At 71.0% G+C, this 18040-nt stretch carries 15 protein-coding genes; 8 read left to right on the forward strand and 7 right to left on the reverse strand.

What is annotated here, in order from left to right; genetic code table 11:
• Positions 1 to 186: 186 nt before the first annotated feature.
• The 6 genes from NYZ98_RS07935 (at position 187) to NYZ98_RS07960 (ending at position 6772) form a co-directional block, all read left to right on the forward strand.
• The gene (locus NYZ98_RS07935; RefSeq protein ID WP_262841895.1) at positions 187 to 2721 is read left to right on the forward strand and encodes an FtsK/SpoIIIE family DNA translocase; all 2535 of its coding nucleotides are present in this window, start codon (positions 187 to 189) and stop codon (positions 2719 to 2721) included.
• Between the two features lie 101 nt (positions 2722 to 2822).
• Positions 2823 to 3566 carry a helix-turn-helix domain-containing protein gene (locus NYZ98_RS07940; RefSeq protein ID WP_262841896.1) on the forward strand — a complete coding sequence of 248 codons (744 nt, stop codon included), beginning with the start codon at positions 2823 to 2825 and terminating at the stop codon, positions 3564 to 3566.
• Positions 3567 to 3644: 78 nt separating this feature from the next.
• On the forward strand, positions 3645 to 5057 hold the full coding sequence (rimO, locus tag NYZ98_RS07945) for a 30S ribosomal protein S12 methylthiotransferase RimO (protein WP_262841897.1): 1413 nt from the start codon (positions 3645 to 3647) through the stop codon (positions 5055 to 5057).
• A complete protein-coding gene (pgsA, locus tag NYZ98_RS07950) occupies positions 5054 to 5659 on the forward strand; it encodes a CDP-diacylglycerol--glycerol-3-phosphate 3-phosphatidyltransferase (RefSeq protein ID WP_262841898.1) in 606 nt (201 codons plus the stop codon). Before rimO ends, pgsA begins: the two co-directional genes overlap by 4 nt.
• On the forward strand, positions 5656 to 6153 hold the full coding sequence (locus NYZ98_RS07955; protein WP_262841899.1) for a CinA family protein: 498 nt from the start codon (positions 5656 to 5658) through the stop codon (positions 6151 to 6153). Before pgsA ends, NYZ98_RS07955 begins: the two co-directional genes overlap by 4 nt.
• A 253-nt stretch (positions 6154 to 6406) precedes the next feature.
• On the forward strand, positions 6407 to 6772 hold the full coding sequence (locus NYZ98_RS07960; protein WP_262841900.1) for a helix-turn-helix domain-containing protein: 366 nt from the start codon (positions 6407 to 6409) through the stop codon (positions 6770 to 6772).
• Between the two features lie 95 nt (positions 6773 to 6867).
• Here the strand turns inward: NYZ98_RS07960 and NYZ98_RS07965 are convergent, their stop codons facing one another.
• Genes NYZ98_RS07965 through NYZ98_RS07975 form a run of 3 tightly spaced genes read right to left on the reverse strand, consistent with a single transcriptional unit; the run spans position 6868 to position 10140 of the window.
• On the reverse strand, positions 6868 to 7659 hold the full coding sequence (locus tag NYZ98_RS07965) for a DNA-formamidopyrimidine glycosylase family protein (protein WP_262841901.1): 792 nt from the start codon (positions 7657 to 7659) through the stop codon (positions 6868 to 6870).
• Positions 7660 to 7663: 4 nt separating this feature from the next.
• A complete protein-coding gene (locus tag NYZ98_RS07970; protein WP_262841902.1) occupies positions 7664 to 8113 on the reverse strand; it encodes an RrF2 family transcriptional regulator in 450 nt (149 codons plus the stop codon).
• Between the two features lie 20 nt (positions 8114 to 8133).
• Complete coding sequence (locus NYZ98_RS07975) at positions 8134 to 10140, reverse strand: endonuclease/exonuclease/phosphatase family protein (RefSeq protein ID WP_262841903.1); 2007 nt, start codon at positions 10138 to 10140, stop codon at positions 8134 to 8136.
• A gap of 197 nt (positions 10141 to 10337) precedes the next feature.
• Here NYZ98_RS07975 and NYZ98_RS07980 point away from each other — a divergent pair, with 197 nt between their 5' ends.
• Positions 10338 to 11516 (forward strand): ROK family transcriptional regulator, encoded by a 1179-nt coding sequence (locus tag NYZ98_RS07980; protein WP_262841904.1) that lies wholly within the window; start codon positions 10338 to 10340, stop codon positions 11514 to 11516.
• A 236-nt stretch (positions 11517 to 11752) separates the two neighbouring features.
• On the opposite strand, the gene NYZ98_RS07985 is transcribed toward NYZ98_RS07980, so the two are convergent.
• From NYZ98_RS07985 to NYZ98_RS08000, 4 genes are all read right to left on the reverse strand, one after another.
• Entirely contained in the window at positions 11753 to 13222 is a 1470-nt protein-coding gene (locus tag NYZ98_RS07985) for a glycoside hydrolase family 3 protein (RefSeq protein ID WP_262841905.1), read from the reverse strand.
• A gap of 45 nt (positions 13223 to 13267) precedes the next feature.
• The gene (locus NYZ98_RS07990) at positions 13268 to 14119 is read right to left on the reverse strand and encodes a carbohydrate ABC transporter permease (RefSeq protein ID WP_262841906.1); all 852 of its coding nucleotides are present in this window, start codon (positions 14117 to 14119) and stop codon (positions 13268 to 13270) included.
• The gene (locus tag NYZ98_RS07995) at positions 14116 to 15039 is read right to left on the reverse strand and encodes a carbohydrate ABC transporter permease (protein WP_262841907.1); all 924 of its coding nucleotides are present in this window, start codon (positions 15037 to 15039) and stop codon (positions 14116 to 14118) included. The genes NYZ98_RS07990 and NYZ98_RS07995 overlap by 4 nt, the downstream gene beginning before the upstream one ends.
• A gap of 92 nt (positions 15040 to 15131) precedes the next feature.
• Positions 15132 to 16271, reverse strand: a complete 1140-nt coding sequence (locus tag NYZ98_RS08000; protein WP_262841908.1) for an extracellular solute-binding protein — start codon at positions 16269 to 16271, stop codon at positions 15132 to 15134.
• A gap of 413 nt (positions 16272 to 16684) precedes the next feature.
• On the opposite strand from NYZ98_RS08000, the gene NYZ98_RS08005 reads away from it, so the two are divergent.
• On the forward strand, positions 16685 to 17938 hold the full coding sequence (locus NYZ98_RS08005) for an ROK family transcriptional regulator (protein ID WP_262841909.1): 1254 nt from the start codon (positions 16685 to 16687) through the stop codon (positions 17936 to 17938).
• The last annotated feature ends 102 nt before the right edge of the window (positions 17939 to 18040 follow it).

Below are 18040 nucleotides of genomic sequence, written 5' to 3' on the forward strand. Positions count from 1 at the left end.
TTGGATGGAGATTCCATTACATGAAACGCGATGTCAATACATAGAACACAATCCGGTTCACATCGGCGAACGGCCGCGGTGATCGGCCACCGCCCCCCGTGCGCGCGGGAACGCCGGAACCATCGGCGATGCCGGGCCCGGCGCGTCTGCGAGCGTCGGGGCCGCCTCATGCGTACCCTCGGTACCATGGCCACCCGTACGTCGAAAAGCACCCCAAAGGGGTCGGCGAAGCGGTCCACGTCCTCGCGTACGTCCCCTGCCAAGCGGCCGGCCGGCACGCGGGCCTCGGGGGCGCGCGCCGGGGCCCGACCGCCCGCGCGCCGGCAGGCGTCCACGCCCCCGGACCCGATCAGCTGGGTCTTCCTGGCGATCGGCAAGCTGTTCATCGGCGTGTGGCTGCTGTTCGCGAACGGCATCGGCACCGCCGCGCGCGCCTTCGGGCAGCAGGCGCGCGAGCTCGACCCCGCCCACCGGCGCGACGGCCTCGGCCTGGCCGTGCTGGGCGCGGCGATCGTCCTGGCCGCGATGACCTGGCGCACCACCCGCGGGGCGGTCGCGACCGTGGTCGACGCCGTCCTGCGCGGCACCCTCGGCTCCCTGGCCTGGTCGGTGCCCATCCTGCTCGCGCTGATCGCCTGGCGCCTGCTGCGCCATCCCGACCAGAACGCCGACACCGGCCGCATGATGATCGGCTGGACCGCCCTGCTGGCCGGGCTGCTCGGCATCATCCACGTCGCGCACGCCACGCCGTACCCCTCGGGCCCCGGCTCGACCGACGGCATGGACAAGGTCTCGGCGGCCGGCGGCATGATCGGGTTCATCGTGTCGGCGCCGCCGTCCAGCATCCTGCCCGCGTTCATCACCATCCCGCTGCTCCTGCTGCTCTCGGGGTTCGGCGCGCTGGTCATCACCGCCACGCCGGTGCACCGCGTGCCCGAGCGGCTCGCGGAGATCCAGCACATGCTCTTCACCAAGGCCGGCGCCGGCGGGGACGCCGCCCCCAAGGAGCGCGCGCGGCGTCCCCGCAGGTCGCGCACCGGGTCCGGCGGCAAGGACGGCGACCCGGAGATCGTCGAGCACGTCAAGCCCTACGACACCCCGCTGGTCGACGTCCCCGCCAAGCTCGCCGACCACTCCCCGGAGATCGTTCCCGGCCTGGTCGACGAGGAGGAGGCGCCGGTGCTCCCGGCCGTCTCCGAGCCGCCCCACCCCTCGCCGGCGCCGCGCAAGGTCGAGCAGCTCGTGCTGTCCCCGCAGGGCGGCCCCTACGTCCTGCCGGACCTCCAGGTGCTGCGGCAGGGCACCCCGCCCAAGCCGCAGACCAAGGCGAACACCACCGTCGTCAACGCGCTCAGCAGCGTCCTGGAGCAGTTCACCATCGACGCCCAGGTGATCGGGTTCACCCGGGGCCCCACGGTCACCCGCTACGAGATCGAGCTGGGCCCGGCGGTCAAGGTCGAGAAGGTCACCGCCCTCACCAAGAACATCGCCTACGCCGTCAAGTCCGCCGACGTGCGCATCCTGTCCCCGATCCCCGGCAAGTCCGCGATCGGGGTCGAGATCCCGAACGCCGACAAGGACCTGGTCAGCCTCGGCGACGTGCTCCGCTCGCAGGTGGCCCAGGCCGACCACCACCCGATGATCGTCGGCCTCGGCAAGGACGTCGAGGGCCGCACGATAGTGGCCAACCTCGCCAAGATGCCCCACCTGCTCATCGCGGGCGCCACCGGCGCCGGCAAGTCGGTGTGCGTCAACGGCCTGATCTCCTCGATCCTGATGCGCGCCACCCCCGACGAGGTGCGCATGGTGCTCGTGGACCCCAAGCGGGTCGAGCTCAACACCTACGAGGGCATCCCCCACCTGATCACGCCGATCATCACCAACCCGAAGAAGGCCGCCGAGGCCCTCGAATGGGTGGTCGGCGAGATGGACCGCCGCTACGACGACCTGGCGGCGAGCGGGTTCCGGCACGTCGACGAGTTCAACAAGGCGGTGCGCGCGGGCAAGCTCGTGCCGCCGCCCGGGAGCGAGCGGGTCTACCAGCCCTACCCCTACCTGCTGGTGATCATCGACGAGCTCGCCGACCTGATGATGGTCGCCCCGCGCGACGTCGAGGACTCCATCGTCCGCATCACCCAGCTCGCCCGCGCCGCCGGCATCCACCTGGTCATCGCCACCCAGCGGCCCTCGGTGGACGTCGTGACCGGGCTCATCAAGGCCAACGTGCCCTCGCGGCTCGCGTTCGCCACCTCCTCGCTCGCCGACTCCCGGGTCATCCTGGACCAGCCAGGCGCCGAGAAGCTCGTCGGCCAGGGCGACGCCCTGTTCCTGCCGATGGGCGCCAGCAAGCCGATGCGCCTGCAGAACGCCTTCCTGTCGGAGAAGGAGATCAACGAGGTCGTCGCCCACTGCAAGGCCCAGATGCAGGTGGAGTACCGCGACGACGTCTCGGTGACGGCGGTCAAGCGCGAGATCGACGAGGACATCGGCGACGACCTCGACCTGCTCGTCCAGGCGGCCGAGCTGATCGTCACCACCCAGTTCGGCTCCACCTCGATGCTCCAGCGCAAGCTGCGCGTCGGATTCGCCAAGGCCGGCCGGCTGATGGACCTGCTGGAGAGCAGGAGCGTGGTCGGCCCGAGCGAGGGCTCCAAGGCGCGCGAGGTGATGGTGAAACCCGATGAACTGCCCGGCCTGCTCGCCGACTTGCGCGGAGAGTGACCCCTCCGCCACCGATCCCCTCGGTAACTGGTTGAATGTGAATGACTACGCATCGTCGGATATACGGACGCGTAGCGGCAGGTGCACGGCGAGGGGGACGTATGAGCACTGGAGTGACGCTGGCCGCGGCACGGAACGCGGCGGGCATGACGGTCGCCCAACTGAGCGGCCGCACGCGCATCAGGGAAACAGTCATCTACGCCATAGAACGGGACGACTTCTCACACTGCGGGGGTGACTTCTACGCCAGGGGCCACGTCCGGAACATCGCCAAGACGCTCGGGCTCGACCCGGGCGTCATCGTGCACCAGTACGACGAGGAACACGGGGGAGTGCCCCTGCCGGTGCGCGCCGCGGCCGTCTTCCAGGCGGAGAGCACGATCAAGCTCCGCGAACGCCGGAGCCCCAACTGGTCCACGGCCATGGCGATCGCCCTCGCCATCGTTGCGGTCTTCGGGGTGACCCGGGTGATGAGCGGGTCCGGTGAGACCATCGCCACCGGCAACGACGCCAAGGCGGTGCCTTCGCCCAAGAGCCCGGTCACGGCCAAGCCGTCCACCCACCCCAAGGCGGCCAAACCGGCGAGCGACCTGGTGACGCTCCAGGTGAAGGCGAACCGGCCGTCGTGGGTCGACATCACCGACGCCAAGGGCAAGCGGGTGTTCCGCGGCACGATGCCCGCCGGCCGCACCTCCACCTGGAAGGGGCACAAGGAGATGCGGGTCACCTTCGGCAACGCCGGCGGCGTCGACCTGTGGGTCAACGGCAGGCACCTCGGCCCGCCGGGGAAGTCCGGGCAGCTCGTCCGCCGGTCCTTCAAGCCCGAGGCGCCGCGCTCCCGGTGATCACCCGCCCACTGGGCGGAACACAAGTAGGGGGGAGTGCGCCGGGCGGTGGCCAACTCCCGATACCGTAGAGCCATCATGTCTTCCCGCCGAACCGCATCGCTGATCACGCTGGGCTGCGCGCGCAACGAAGTCGACTCCGAGGAGCTCGCCGCGCGCATGGAGGCCGCAGGGTGGCGGCTCGACGACGACAACCCTGACGTCGTCGTCGTCAACACCTGTGGCTTCATCGACTCGGCGAAGAAGGACTCGATCGACACGCTGCTCGCCGCGTCCGATTCCGGGGCCAAGGTCGTCGCCGCCGGCTGCATGGCCGAGCGCTACGGCAAGGAGCTCGCCGAGGCGCTCCCCGAGGCCTCCGCCGTCATCTCCTTCGACGACTACACCGACATCGGCGCGCGCCTCGACGACGTACTCGACGGCCGCGCCCTCAAGCCGCACAGCCCGCGCGACCGGCGCACCCTGCTGCCCATCAGCCCGGTCGAGCGTTCCACCGGCGCGGGCCACGCCCACATCCCGGGCCACGGCGAGCTGCCGGACGGCCTGGCCCCGGCGAGCGGGCCGCGCACGCTGCGCAAGCGCCTGTCCGGCGGGCCGGTGGCCTCGCTGAAACTGGCCTCCGGCTGCGACCGCCGGTGCACGTTCTGCGCCATCCCCGCCTTCCGCGGCGCGTACGTCTCGCGCCGCCCCGAGGAGCTGCTCGCCGAGGCGGCCTGGCTGGCCGGCCAGGGCGTCAAGGAGCTCGTCCTGGTCAGCGAGAACTCCACCTCCTACGGCAAGGACCTGGGCGACCTGCGCGCCCTGGAGAAGGTCCTGCCCGAGCTCGCCGCCACCGACGGCATCGAGCGGGTCCGCGTCAGCTACCTCCAGCCGGCCGAGCTGCGCCCCGGGCTGATCGACGTCATCGCCGGCACCGAAGGCGTCGCGCCCTACTTCGACCTGTCCTTCCAGCACGCCAGCGGGCCGGTGCTGCGCCGGATGCGCCGGTTCGGCGACCCCAGGCGCTTCCTCGACCTGCTGGCGGCGGTCCGCGACCGCGCCCCGGAGGCCGGTGTGCGCTCCAACTTCATCGTCGGTTTCCCGGGGGAGACCGAGGCCGAGTTCGCCGAGCTGGTGGGGTTCCTCGACGAGGCGCGCCTGGACGTCGTCGGCGTGTTCGGCTACTCCGACGAGGACGGCACCGAGGCCGCCGGGTTCGGCGGCAAGCTCGACCAGGACACCATCGACGAGCGGGTGGCCGCGCTGACCGAGCTGGCCGAGGAGCTGACCACCCAGCGCGCCGAGGAACGCATCGGCACCGAGATCGAGGTGCTCGTCGAGGAGGACCTCGGCGACGGCGGCTACGAGGGCCGCGCCGCCCACCAGGGCCCCGAGGTCGACGGCTCGGTCACCGTCCAGGGCATCGGGCTGGTCCCCGGGCAGATCGTGCGGGCCACGGTCGTCGACGCCGAGGGGGTCGACCTGATCGCCCGCATCAAGGCCGGGCCATGACCAACCCGCCGGAGACCGGCACCGAATCGCTGGTGGATTCGGTCGCGCGTCGCGTCAGCCCGTGGAACATCGCCAACGTGCTGACCGTCCTCCGGCTGGTGGTCGTCCCGTTCTTCGTCGCGTGCCTGTTCGTCGAGGGCACCGGCTGGCGGTACACGGCGCTCCTGGTCTTCCTGCTCGCCTCGCTGACCGACCAGCTCGACGGCTGGCTGGCCCGGCGGTACGGCCTGATCACCGACTTCGGCAAGATCGCCGACCCGCTCGCGGACAAGGTCCTGATCGGCGCCGCCCTGGTCACCCTGTCGGTGCTCGACGAGCTGCCGTGGTGGATCACGGTCGCCATCCTGGTCAGGGAGGTCGGCGTCACCGCCCTGCGGTTCGCGGTCATCCGCCACGGCATCATCCCCGCCAGCTACGGCGGCAAGGTCAAGACCGTCCTGCAGATCGTGGCGATCGCCCTGTACATCATGCCCGGCATGCCCGACGTGCTCAGGTGGGTCGCCATGGGGCTGGCCCTGGCCGTCACCGTCCTCACCGGCCTCGACTACGTCACCCGCGCCGTCCGGCTGCGCAAGGTCGCCCAGAAGGCGCGCGGCGGATGAGCGCGGCGCTCGCCGCCGGCGTGCTGTCCCTCCTGGTTCGCGAGGGGGCGACGGTCGCGGTGGCCGAGTCGCTCACGGGCGGGCTGATCGGCGCCACGCTCACGACCCCTAGTGGTGCCTCCGCAGGATTCAGGGGTGGGGTCATCGTGTACGCCACCGACCTGAAATCCAGCCTTCTCGGCGTCCCCGCGGAGCTGCTCGCCCGGGAGGGCGCGGTCCACCCGGATGTGGCCGCCGCCATGGCCTCCGGCGTCCGCTTGCTGGCCGGCGCCACGTTCGGCCTGGCAGTGACGGGTGTGGCCGGTCCGGACGAGCAGGACGGCAAGGCGGTCGGCACGGTCCATATCGCCGTCAGCGGTCCTGACGGCCTCCTGCGGCGCCGTGACGTGCTTCTGCCGGGCTCGCGGGAAGAGATTCGCAAAAGTACCGTCCGGGAGGGTTTGGATCTCCTGAGAGGTGTGCTGGAGGCGCAAATGGGGGAACATACAGGATGATTACCGCGTTACGTCACCAGCGAACATGCTCCCCACGGTCTGCCGCCCCATTGGTCGATGCAGGTACGGTGGAGCTGTGAGCGAGGTTCGTGACCCATCGGTGAGGAGCAGGTCCGGCGTGCGCCCGGCAAAGGGGCCGAGCGAACCAATGATGACGGCGAGGAGCATGTACGAAGGGCATTCGAAAAACGGGCGATACGAACCGACCGCGCGGAGCGTTGTGAAGGCGCCTGCGCCCGGGAGGGAGCGACAGATGGTCCTGCTGCGTCAGCTGCTCGGTGACGTGCTGCGGCGGCTGCGGGTGCGGCAGGCTCGCACCCTGCGTGAGGTGTCCACCTTGGCACGTGTCTCCCTTGGCTATCTGTCAGAGGTTGAGCGTGGCCAGAAGGAAGCCTCTTCGGAGCTGCTCGCCTCGATCTGCGGTGCCTTGGGCGTGCCGCTCTCGCAGGTGCTCCGTGAGGTCTCCGACCAGTTCGCGCTGGCTGAGCTGCAACACGCGCCCGTGCTGGCCGATGCGCCCGAGCACGAGCGACTGCCCATTGCCGAGACCGTGTCGAGCACGATCTCGGGCCCCGAGTTCGATGGATTCCCCGAAGTCAAGGACATGGTCGCCGCATAGGTCGCGGTTGCCGGGTTTTTCGTCCTGAGCTGGCGGACCGCCACGAGTCCTCTCGTGCCGGTCTGTGTATCGCACGCTGTCCGGTGACGGCCCCGCTAGCGGGGCTGGCAGGCGGGGCAGTAGAAGACCACCCTTTCGTATGGCCGCGCCCCGAGCTCAGCGCCGATCATCTCGTTGCCGCAGCGCAGACAGGGCCGTCCGGCCCGGCCGTACGCCCAGAGCCGTCTTCCCGGGCGCTGGTCCCCCGTGGTGACCGGACCGCCGGGCCTCTGCTTGCCGGCGTCCAGCAGACGGTGGGCCAGTGACATCATCTTCGGAAGATCCTCCACCTCGCCGGCGCGCCTGAACGGCGACACCCCCGCCAGGAACAGCGTCTCGGCCCGCCATATCGTGCCCATTCCCGCGACGTTGCGCTGATCGAGCAGCGCCTCCGCGATCGTCACGTCCGGGTCCCGCGCGATGTTCGCCGCCGCCAGCGCCTCCTGCCCGGCGTCCCAGTCCGGGGCGAGCAGGTCGGGCCCCAGATGGCCCACGAGCGTGTCCTCCCGGCCGGTCTCCACCACGTCGAGCATGCCGAGCCTGATCCCGGCCGCCTGCCACCGTTCGTTGGCCAGGAGCAGGCGCACGATGTCGCCCCGCCTGGGGGGCGCGCCCGCGGCGCCGACCCGCCAGCTCCCGTCCATGCGCAGGTGCGTGTGGATCGTCACCCCGCCGTCGACCCTGGTCAGCAGGTGTTTCCCGCGCGACACGGTGGTGAGGACCGCGCGGCCGGTCAGGTCCAGGGTGGCGTACTTGGGGACCCGGAAGTCCGACCGGGTGAGCACCTGCCCGTCGAGGGCGCCCCTCAGCCTCGCGGCCGCGCGGTAGACCGCGTCGCCCTCGGGCACGCGGTCAGTCCCAGGCCGCCGGGTCGGCGACGAGCTCCATCACCCTGTCGGGCAGGGCGTCGGCGGCGATCTGGTCCAGCGTCACCTCTTCCAGGATCGCGCGCTCGCTGGCGCGCAGGGCGATCCACACCTGCTGGAGGGCGCGGGCGGCCCCCCGGTAGCCGACGTGCTCGGGGCGTTCGCCCCGGACGTTGGCCAGCGGGCCGTCCACGGCGCGGATCACGTCCGCGAGGGAGATCTCGGTCGCCGGCCGGGCGAGGACGTAGCCGCCCTCGGGGCCCCGCTGGCCGCGGACCAGGCCCGCCCGGCGCATCTGGAGCAGGATGTTCTCCAGGTACTTGGGGGGCATTTCCTGTTCCTTGGCGAGCTCGCCCACCGTGGTGGGGCCGCTGCCCGAGGCGGCGAGCTCGGCGGCGGCTCGGAGGGCGTAGTCGACACGGGCGGAAAGACGCATGTTCTCGATTATCCCGCCTGCTAAACCTTGGTTACGCGCAACCTCACCACAACAGGCAGATGATCTGAGAAACCGACCCTGGGCACGTGCGCGCCGACGACCGTCAGACCCCGGCTCACCAGCACGTGATCGATCCGCTCGACCGGCGCGTCCGCCGGGGAGGTCGGCGGATTTCCCCACGCCGTCAGGGGGTCGGACAGGCCCGCCGCAGCGAGGACGCGCATTTCCGGGTCGCCGGGCCGGGTGTTGAGATCCCCCGCGAGCAGCACCGGCCGGGGCGCGCCCAAGGCCGGCGTCCCGGTCGTCGGGGCCCCGGCCACCGGCGCGCGGGCGCCCGGGACGCCGGTGCCCGCGCGCTCGGCGCCGGCGCCCGCGGCCAGGTCCCTGGCTATGGCGGCGACCTCGGGCGCCTGGCCGGGAGGCGCCTGCAGGTGGGTGCCGACGATCCCCACCTCGGTGCCGCCCACCTCGAGCACGACCGCCTGGGCCTGGGCGCCGGTCGGATAGTCATGCCCGCCCAGCGGGTGCGAGGCGATCTGCCTGATCGGGAGGTTGGTGAGGATCGCGTCGCCCCACAGGGGGTCGGCGGCGGGGGCGAAGCGGTAGCGCATGCCGAGCCCCTTGGCGATGCGCGCCAGCCCGTCGTGGCCGCCGTTCAGCAGCCAGCCCCGGTCGACCTCGCTCAGCAGCACCACATCGGGACGCTCGCTTCTGGCCCACGCGGCGATCCGGTCCAGGTCCAGGGTGCCCTTCAGGCCGAACCCCATCCGGATGTTGTACGCGACGAGCGTGAACTCGTTCCCGGAGGTGGCCCGCACGTCCGGGAGGGGACGCCAGGCCGCGGCGCCGGCGGCCACCAGCACCACCGCCGCGAACGCCAGGGGCCTGCCGGGGCGGAACGGGGAGGTGAGGAGCATCGGCCCGGCCCCGGCCGCCGCCCGGACCGCGACCACGGTGACCAGCGCGGCCATCAGGACCGGGACGACGGCGTTGGGGAACCCGAGGTCGATGTCGTAGGCGGCGTAGTAGACGAACACGGCGACCAGGAAGACCAGCGCCCCGCCGAGCAGCGCGAGGCCGCTCCGCACCGGGGAGGAGGCGGGCCGCCGTCCGGCCACGGCCAGGCAGCCTCCCAGCGTGAGGGCCACCAGCGGCGAGGGCGTCCACGAGGACGTCGCGATCATCAGGATCGCCGACACCGGGAAGCCGGCGATGGGGACCCACTTGTTGCCGACCGGCGTGGTGGCGAACGACACCAGGACGAGCTGGCTGACGACCGCCAGCACCACCCGCACGACGGTCTCCGAGGAGCCGCGCTCGCCCGCCCGGGAGACCTCCGCCAGGCCGACCGTCTCCAGGTACATGCCGTGCAGGACCAGGGTGGGGCCGAAGACGAACCACAGGCCCGCCGGGGCGACGTCACCGGGCACGGGCTCGCCTGGGGGGCTCGTGCGCCGTACGGCCCACAGGAAGGCGGCGCAGACGGCCGCGGCGGCGAGCCAGGGGAGCGGGCCGTCCCGCCAGACCAGGTCGACCTGGTCGAGCAGCAGGTGGACGATCGCCGAGGCCGCGAGCCCGGCGGCCATCCCGGCGGGCACCGCCCTGCGCGGCGTCGTCAGCGCGCAGCCGTACAGGAAGACCAGGCTTACAGAGACGCCCGCGCTCGCGACATAGAGCTGGAGGGCGCCGCCGTCGGTGGCCTGGAGCGCCAGACGGTCCGCCACCAGCAGGACCGCGCTCACGAGCACGACGGGCCGGGGGCCGCGCGGGCGGGTCAGGGGGACGGCCGCGAACGGCAGGACGAACCACAGGGCCGCGTACAGCCCCATCCGCTCGGGCGGGGTGTCGCCCGCGCGGCCGAAGAGCGTGATGAGCGACGGCAGGAACACCCGCAGCACGTCGGTGAGCAGCAGGACGCCGGCGGCGAGCGCGAGCACGGCGAGCCGGTGGCGGGTCAGGGGACCGGGCATCGGCCGGGGCGGGGGCCGCTCGGCGCTGTCCGGGGGTCGTACGGCGGGCTCGCCCATGTGCATCTCCTCGGCAAAGACATGAGCGATCCTCGTGTCAATCGGAGGGGAAGGCAAGACCCGCGGGGAAGAAACCCGACGATACCCGGCGGGGAAGCCGGTAAACTGGCAGGAAGCTTTAATGATGAATGGTTGCGTCACACCGCGTAGTGCGTTTGTGATAAACCCAACGGGGACCGACGACAAGAAAGCATGCAATGGAGCGACGTCCTGGCGTGCCCAGGTTGCTACGGGAGATCAACGACCGGGCCGCGCTGGAGCTGTTGCTGGCCTCGGGCCCGCTGACCAGGGGACAGATCGGTGACATGACCGGCCTGTCCAAGGTCACCGCGTCCCAGACGCTCTCCCGGCTCGAAGAGCGCGGGCTGGTCGAGGTGGTCGGAGAACAGGCGGGGAACCGGGGGCCCAATGCGGCGCTTTACGGGGTGATTCCCTCCTCGGCCTATGTGGCGGGCCTGGACGTGGGGCCTGATTCCGTCACGACCGCCATCGCGGATATCAACGGGGAAATCGTGGCAGAGGTGACGGTTTCCACCAATGGCCACAACGACCCCGTCGCGCTGGTGCACAACGCCGTCGTGAAGGCCTGCCGCTCGGGCAAGGTCGCCCTGTCCCGCCTCAAGGGCATCGTGATCGGCACGCCCGGCGTGGTCGACCCGCGCAGCGGCGACGTCAAGTTCTCCTTCGACCTGCCCGGATGGCACGAGGGCAGCCACCAGTCCCTGGCCCACGACCTGCGGCGGCCCGTCACCATCGAGAACGACGTCAACCTCGCCGCCATCGCCGAACGCTCCGAGGGCGCGGCCAGGGGCGTCGATGACTTCGTCCTGCTGTGGGTGGAACGCGGCGTCGGCCTCGCCGTCGTGCTCGGCGGCCGGCTCCATCGCGGCCGTTCGGGCAGCGCCGGCGAGATCGGCTACCTGCCGGTGCCCGGCGTCCCGCTGGCCGCCGACGTCAAGGCCGTCCCTGGACGGCTGCCGTCGCTGGCGGGCGGCCTGCAGTCCCTCATCAGCGCCGAGGCCGTGGCCGAGCTGGCCGAGCCGTACGGGTTCGCCGGCGAGACCGCGGCCGACGCCGTGCGCGCCGCCGTCCAGAGCGGCGAGGCGGGCTCGGCGTTCCTGGACGAACTGGCCCACCGTCTCGCGCTCGGCGTCGCCTCGGTGTGCGTGGTCCTTGACCCGACCCTCGTCGTGCTCAACGGCGAGGTCGGCCGGGCGGGCGGCGCCGCCCTGACCCACCGCGTCGAAGAGGCCGTGGCCCGCATCTGCCCGATCCGCCCCGAAGTGGTGGTCAGCGAGGTCAAGGGCCGCCCCGTCCTCCGCGGCGCCATCCTCGCCGCCCTGGACCAAGCCCGCGAAGAAATCTTCACCACCTGACCAACCCCCGGCACCCCTGCGGTCCCCCGCCACCTGCGGCGGGTGACCGGCCGATCGCCGGAGATTCCCGCCAAGCCCCTGCCCTCAAGCGAATGGCACCCCTCCGCCGCCTGCTGCCAGGGGCGGGGGCGGGGGCCGCCCATGGCCACCCTCCGCCCACACTGCCGCTTTTCCCGGCGCCGCGTCGGCGGGTCGTGGGGCGGCGGTACCCGGCGCTATGTGCGGCGGGGGGCCGGTTAGGCGGTGAGGAGCTCGGCGGCGGCTTGGGCGTTGGCGCGGGCGGCGCCGTAGGTCGCGATGTAGGCGCCCGCGGAGGGGCGCCAGATGGGGAGGCCCATCTCGATGACGGTCGCGTCGGGACGCCCGGCCAGCAGGGCGGACACGATGTCCTGGCTGGCGAGGTGGCGGTGGGCGTCCTTGACCACGATGACCAGCGACCGGCCCCGCGCGCGCTCCAGCAGCCCCGCCGCGTCGGCGGTGTCCGGCTTGATCCTGGCGATCTCCGCGTCCGGCAGCCACGGGGCGAACCCCCAGGGCACGTCGCCGACCGCGATCGTCGGCGGGGTGTCGACCTCGACGACGAGCGGGTTCACCAGCGGCGTCGCCGTACCGGACAGGCTGACCGCCCGCCGGGCCGCGGTGAGGCCGATCACGTTCCCGTCCCTGGCCTCCCCGTGCGGCGTACCGAACCAGCCGCGCAGCCGGGCGACGCGCTCGGCGGCCTCCTCAAGGCGCGCGAGCGGCAGCCGCCCGTCCCGGACCGCCGCCACGATCTCGGTCATGATCTCCTGGATCTGCTCCCGCGTCGGCAGCGGCCCGAGGCACAGCAGGTCGGAACCGGCCGCGAGCGAGAGCACGGCGCCCCCGCCCAGCCCCACGCTCTCGACGATCGCGTGCATGTCGAGCGCGTCGGAGATCACCACGCCGTCGTACCCGAGCTCACCCCTGAGCAGCTCGGTCAGCGCCGGCGCCGACAGCGTGGCCGGGGCCGTACCCGTCAGGAACGGGACCCGGACGTGCGCGGTCATGATCGATCGGGTGCCCGCCTCGATCGCGGCGCGGAAGGGCAGCAGCTCTCGTTCCCACAGCACCTCGCGGGACACGTCGACGACGGGGATCTCCAGGTGGGAGTCCTGCCGGGTGGCGCCGTGCCCCGGGAAGTGCTTGACGCACGCGGCCACCCCGGTCTCCTGCAGCCCCGCGACGGCCGCCACGGTGTGCCGGGCCACCAGGGCCGCGTCGGAGCCGAACGACCGGGTGCCGATCACGGGGTTGTCGTCGGCGGTGTTGACGTCCGCGTCGGGCGCCATGTCGAGGTTGACCCCACACCGGGCCAGGTCGTCGCCGATGGAGCGGTAGACCCTGCGGGTCAGCTCGATGTCGTCCACGGCGCCGAGCGCCGCGTTGCCCGGGTACGGGCTGCCGACGTGGTAGGCGAGCCGGGTGACGTCCCCGCCCTCCTCGTCCAGGCTGATGACCGGGTCGCCCGCGTCCCGTAGCCGCCCGGTGAGGGCCGAGAGCTGCTCGGCTCCGGCGACGTTGAAGCCGAAGAGCGTGACTCCGCCCAGGCCGTCCGCCAGGTGGCGGAGGATCCAGTCGGGAGCGGTCGTGCCGGGGAAGGCGGCGAGCAGGGTGCCCGCCGCGAGACGGTACAGCCCCCGGTCGCGGTCGCCCACGGAGAACTCGCCCACGGAGATCTCAGACATGGATGTACTCGACTCCTTAGCTCAAAGTTGGGAAGGCTGGGGTTTTCAGCCTTTCACGGCGCCCGCCACCAGGCCCGACACCATGCGTCGCTGCACCAGCAGGAAGAACGCGATGACCGGGATGGTCATCAGCGTGGAGGCGGCCATGATGCCGCCCCAGTCCGTGGACCGCTGTCCGGTGAAGAACTGCAACGCCACGGGCATCGTGTACTTGCCCTGGTCGTTGATCAGTGTCAGCGCGAAGACGAACTCGTTCCATGCGGTGATGAACGAGAAGATGCTGGTCGCCACCAGCCCCGGCGCCACCAGAGGGAACAGGACCTTCCAGAAGGTGACGAACCGGCTGGCGCCGTCGATGGCGGCGGCCTCTTCCAGCTCCTTGGGGACGGCGGCCACGAAGGTCCGCAGCATCCAGATCGCGAACGGCAGGGTGAACCCCACGTTGACGACGATCAGGCCGAGGAGCTGGTCGTACAGCCCGAGCCGCTTGACCATCAGGAAGAGCGGGATCAGCAGCGCCTCGGCGGGCACCATCTGCACGATCAGCAGCAGGATCAGGAAGCTCGTGCGGAACCGGAACCGGAAGCGCGACACGGCGGTGGCCGCGAGCAGCGCGAAGACCGAGCCGATCAGCACGGTGCCGACCGCGACGATCGCGCTGTTCAGCAGGTACTGCCACACGGAGTGCCCGGCCACGCCCTTGGTGAGGACCCGTTGCACGTGGTCCATGGTGGGCGCAAGCGGGAAGGGGATGAACCGCGTCGTGAAGATCTCGTCGTTGGGCTTGAACGCCGTCGCGACCATCCAGTAGACGGGGAACACCGAGAACAGGACGACCAGCACGCCGGCCGCGTTCAGCCCGGACTTCTTCAGCCGGGTGGCGGTCAGCGGCCTCATCGGACGTCCTCCGTTCGCACGATCTGCCGTACGTACACGGCGGTGATCAGCAGCATGATCACAGTGAGGATCACCGCGATGGCGGCGCCGAAGCCCATCTTGGGCGGCGCGCTGAACGCCTCGGTGTACGCCCAGAGCGACAGGTTGAAGGCGTCGCGGTTGGTGGTGCCGCCCGCGAGCACGTAGAGCTGGGTGAAGACCTTGAAGTCCCAGATGATGGACAGCACCAGCAGGACGGAGAACACCGGCTTCAGCAGCGGGAAGGTGATCTTTCTGAAGGTCATCACCGGGGACGACCCGTCGACCGTGGCCGCCTCGTACAGCTCCGACGGGATGCTCTTGAGCCCCGCCAGCACCGACACCGCGATGAACGGGAACGACGCCCAGACCACCGCCACGATCAGGACCAGGTAGATCGTCGAGGAGTCGTTGAGCCAGGGCTGCCCCGACCAGTCCGCCCGCCCGAACACCAGCGTGGAGAGCCCGTCCGGAAGCAGGTTCAGCAGCCAGTTCACCACGCCCGCGTCGGGGTCGAACATCCACTTCCAGATGATGGCCGTGGCGGTGGGCGGGGTGGCCCACGCGGCCATGATGCCGACGATGACGAAGGTCGACATCTTCTTGCCGAGCTTGTGCATCAGCAGGCCCACCAGCGTGCCCGTGACGAGGGTCAGCGCCACGGTGATCACGGCGAACGTCACCGTGTTGCGGAGCGAGATCCAGAACAGGTCGCTCTGCAGGGCCTGGGTGTAGTTGTCCAGTCCGAGGAACTCGGCCGGCTGGGGATTCGGCCGGATCTGCCGCAGTCCCACCTTGTGGAAGGACATGTCGACCATCTGGTACAGCGGGTAGAGCAGCAGGACCGCGATCACCAGAAGCCCCGGCAGGAGCATCGTGTACGGGATGAGCCACGCGGGCATCCCGGACCTTCGCGGCGGACGATGGGACCGGCGCCGCGCCGGGGCGGAGGACTGGCCTCCGCCCCGGGCGACCGTCGAGGTCTGCGCCATCGTCACTGCTGGTTCAGGATGGTCTCGAGCTCCTTGTTGGCGTCGGCGAGGGCCGTGTCGACGTCCTTCTTGCCCTCGATGACCGAGCGGGCCGCGTTCTGCAGCACGGCCTTGGTGTCGTTGGCCTCGGCCCAGTTCGGGCTGGCGGGGAAGCCCTTCGCGACCTTGAAGGTCTCGGCGAACGGCGCCTGGACCGGGTCACTCGCGAACGCGGCCAGCGCCTCGGGGTACAGCGGGAGCAGGCCGCCCTCCTTGGCGTAGCGGGTGCCGAACTCCTTGCCGGCGGCCAGCTTGAGGTACTCGGCGGACAGCTCGGGGTTCTTGCTGTCCTTCCAGATGGCGATGTCGTTGCCACCCTGGAACGCCGGCGCCGGGCCGCTGCCCTCCTTGTTGGGCAGGGAGAAGAAGGCCATCTTGTCCTCGCCGACCTTGCCCTTGCTCTGCTCCTTGATCGTGGCGATGTCCCAGCCGCCGGTCACGTACATGCCGACCTTGCCGGCGGCGAAGCGCTGGCTGATGTCGACCGAGTTCTGGCTCAGCCGCGCCTTGCCCGACACGCCGTCCTTGGCCACCAGGTCGGTGTAGAACTGGAAGCCCTCCTTGAAGGCCGGGTCGGTCAGCTTGCCGGTCCACTTGCCGCCCTCGAACGAGGCGAAGTCACCGCCCGCCGACCACACGAACGGCGAAAGGGACATGTTGGCGTCGGAGCCGCCGTTGAAGGCGAAGCCGTCGACGTCCTTGCCCTTCTTGGCGACGATCTTCTTGCCGGCGGCCACGAGCTCTTCCCAGGTCTTGGGCGCCTCGATGCCGAGCTGGTCGAACCAGTCCTTGCGGTAGAGGACGGCGCGCGTGCCGCCGCCCCACGGCGCGGCGTAGACCTTGCTGTCGATGGTCTCGTAACCCCACAGGTTCTGCGGGATCTGCTGGAAGTCGGGGCTGGCCTTGACCACCTCGGTGATGTCGGTGAGGGCGTCCTGCGCGACCCAGGCGGCGACCTGGTCGTTGCCGAACTCGGTCACGTCCGGGCCCTCGCCGCCGGCCAGCGCGGCGGTCCACTTCTTCTGGGCGTCCGGCCAGGGGATCCACTGGAGCTTGACGTCGGCTCCGGTCTGCTCCTTGAACTTGGCGTCCAGGTCGTCCATATATTTGGTCTGCACGTCGTTCGGTGCGCCAAGCCGCCATACGGTCAGCGTCTGACCTGCGAACTTCGGTCCCGATGCGGCGGCGGACGCCTGAGGCGCCTCGGTCTTGGCCGGCTCGCCGCCTCCGCACGCGGAAACGCCAATGGCAAGAGCGGCGGTCGTGGCCGTCGCGGCAGCGATCTTTCCGATCTTCACGTTCGGGTTCTCCCTTCCCGGCTTCACGTCGGCTCGCGCTCGTCGGAAGGTGCATGTCAAGGGCCGTGCACCTGGCGAAGGCGCCATCCTCGTGCTCTGCGCTGGACATCCCGAGGCGCTGATCTCTTGCCTGCGGGGTGACTGCCGTTAAACTAACAAGAAACTTTCTTAAAAGAAACGCCCGTTAGCGGATCGTGACGAGAGAGGGACCCAATCCGATGCCCAGACGCCACCCCGGGACTCCGCGGCTGCTGCGCCGGCTCAACGACCGCGCGGCCCTGGAACTCCTGCTCTCCGAAGGGCCGCTGACCCGAGCCGAACTGGGGGAGCACACGGGCCTGTCCAAGGTCACCTCCGGCCAGCTCCTGGCCCGGCTGGAGGAACGCGGCCTGGTGGAGGTCTCGGGGGAGCGGCCGGGCGGCCGGGGGCCCAACGCCGCGCTGTACGCCGTGGTGCCGTCCAGCGCCTACGTCGCCGGGCTCGAGGTCCTGCCCGACAGCGTCACCGCGGGCGTGGCCGACATCACCGGGACCCTCATCGCCCAGGTGACCGTCGACCCCTGCGAAACGGGCGAACCCGTGAAAACCGTGCACAACGCGGTACGGCGGGCCTGTGACGCCGCCGACGTGAGCATGTCGCGGCTGCGCGCTCTGGTCATCGGGACCAGGGGAGTGGTCGACCCCGGCACCGGAGACGTCCGGTTCTCCTTCGACCTGCCGTCATGGCACGCCGGAGTCCTCGCCGACCTCAGGGCCACCCTCGGGTCCTCGGTGACGATAGAGAACGACGTGAACCTGGCGGCGCTGGCCGAGCACGCCTACGGGGCCGCGCAGGGAGTCGACGACTTCGTCCTGGTGTGGGCGGGGGTGGGGCAGGGGCTCGGCGTCATGCTCGGGTCGCGGCTGCACCGGGGGTTCACGGGCGCCGCGGGCGAGATCGGGTGGCTACCTGTGCCCGGCGAACCACTACCCGTCGACGTCACCGAACCCCAGTCCGGCTCCTTCCAACGCCTGGTAGGCACCGCCGCCCTGACAACCCTGGCCACCACCCACGCCCTCCTCCCCCCTCCCCCAACCTCCCTCACCTCCGCCTCCCCGGACCCGCTTTCCCCTGCGGCCCCCCTCCTGCCCGCTCCGCCGAACGCTCCTCTTTCCCCCGCGGATCTCGTGCGGATGGCGGTGGCCGAGGGGCGGGACGATTTCCTCGACGAGGTCGCCCGCCGCTTGGCCATCGGGGTGGCCGCGGTGACGGTGGTGATCGACCCAGGACTCGTCGTGTTGAGCGGGGACGTGGGCCGGGCCGGCGGGCTCGTGCTCGCCGCCAAGGTCGAGGAGGCCGTCGCCCGCATCTGCCCGAGCCGCCCCAGAGTGACCGTCACCCAGGTCCAGGGAAACCCGGTACTCCGAGGCGCCATAATGGCCGCCCTCCACCCGGCCCGCGAAGAAGTCTTCTCCACCACCGTCGACCCCTGACCCCCACCAAAAACCAACCCCGCACCAGCCCCCCCACCACTGACCCACCCACAGCCGGTACCTTCTCCACCCCCATCACCCCCGACCCCCGCAACCCACCCC

Source organism: Sphaerisporangium corydalis (assembly GCF_025506355.1).
GTDB lineage: Bacteria > Actinomycetota > Actinomycetes > Streptosporangiales > Streptosporangiaceae > Sphaerisporangium > Sphaerisporangium corydalis.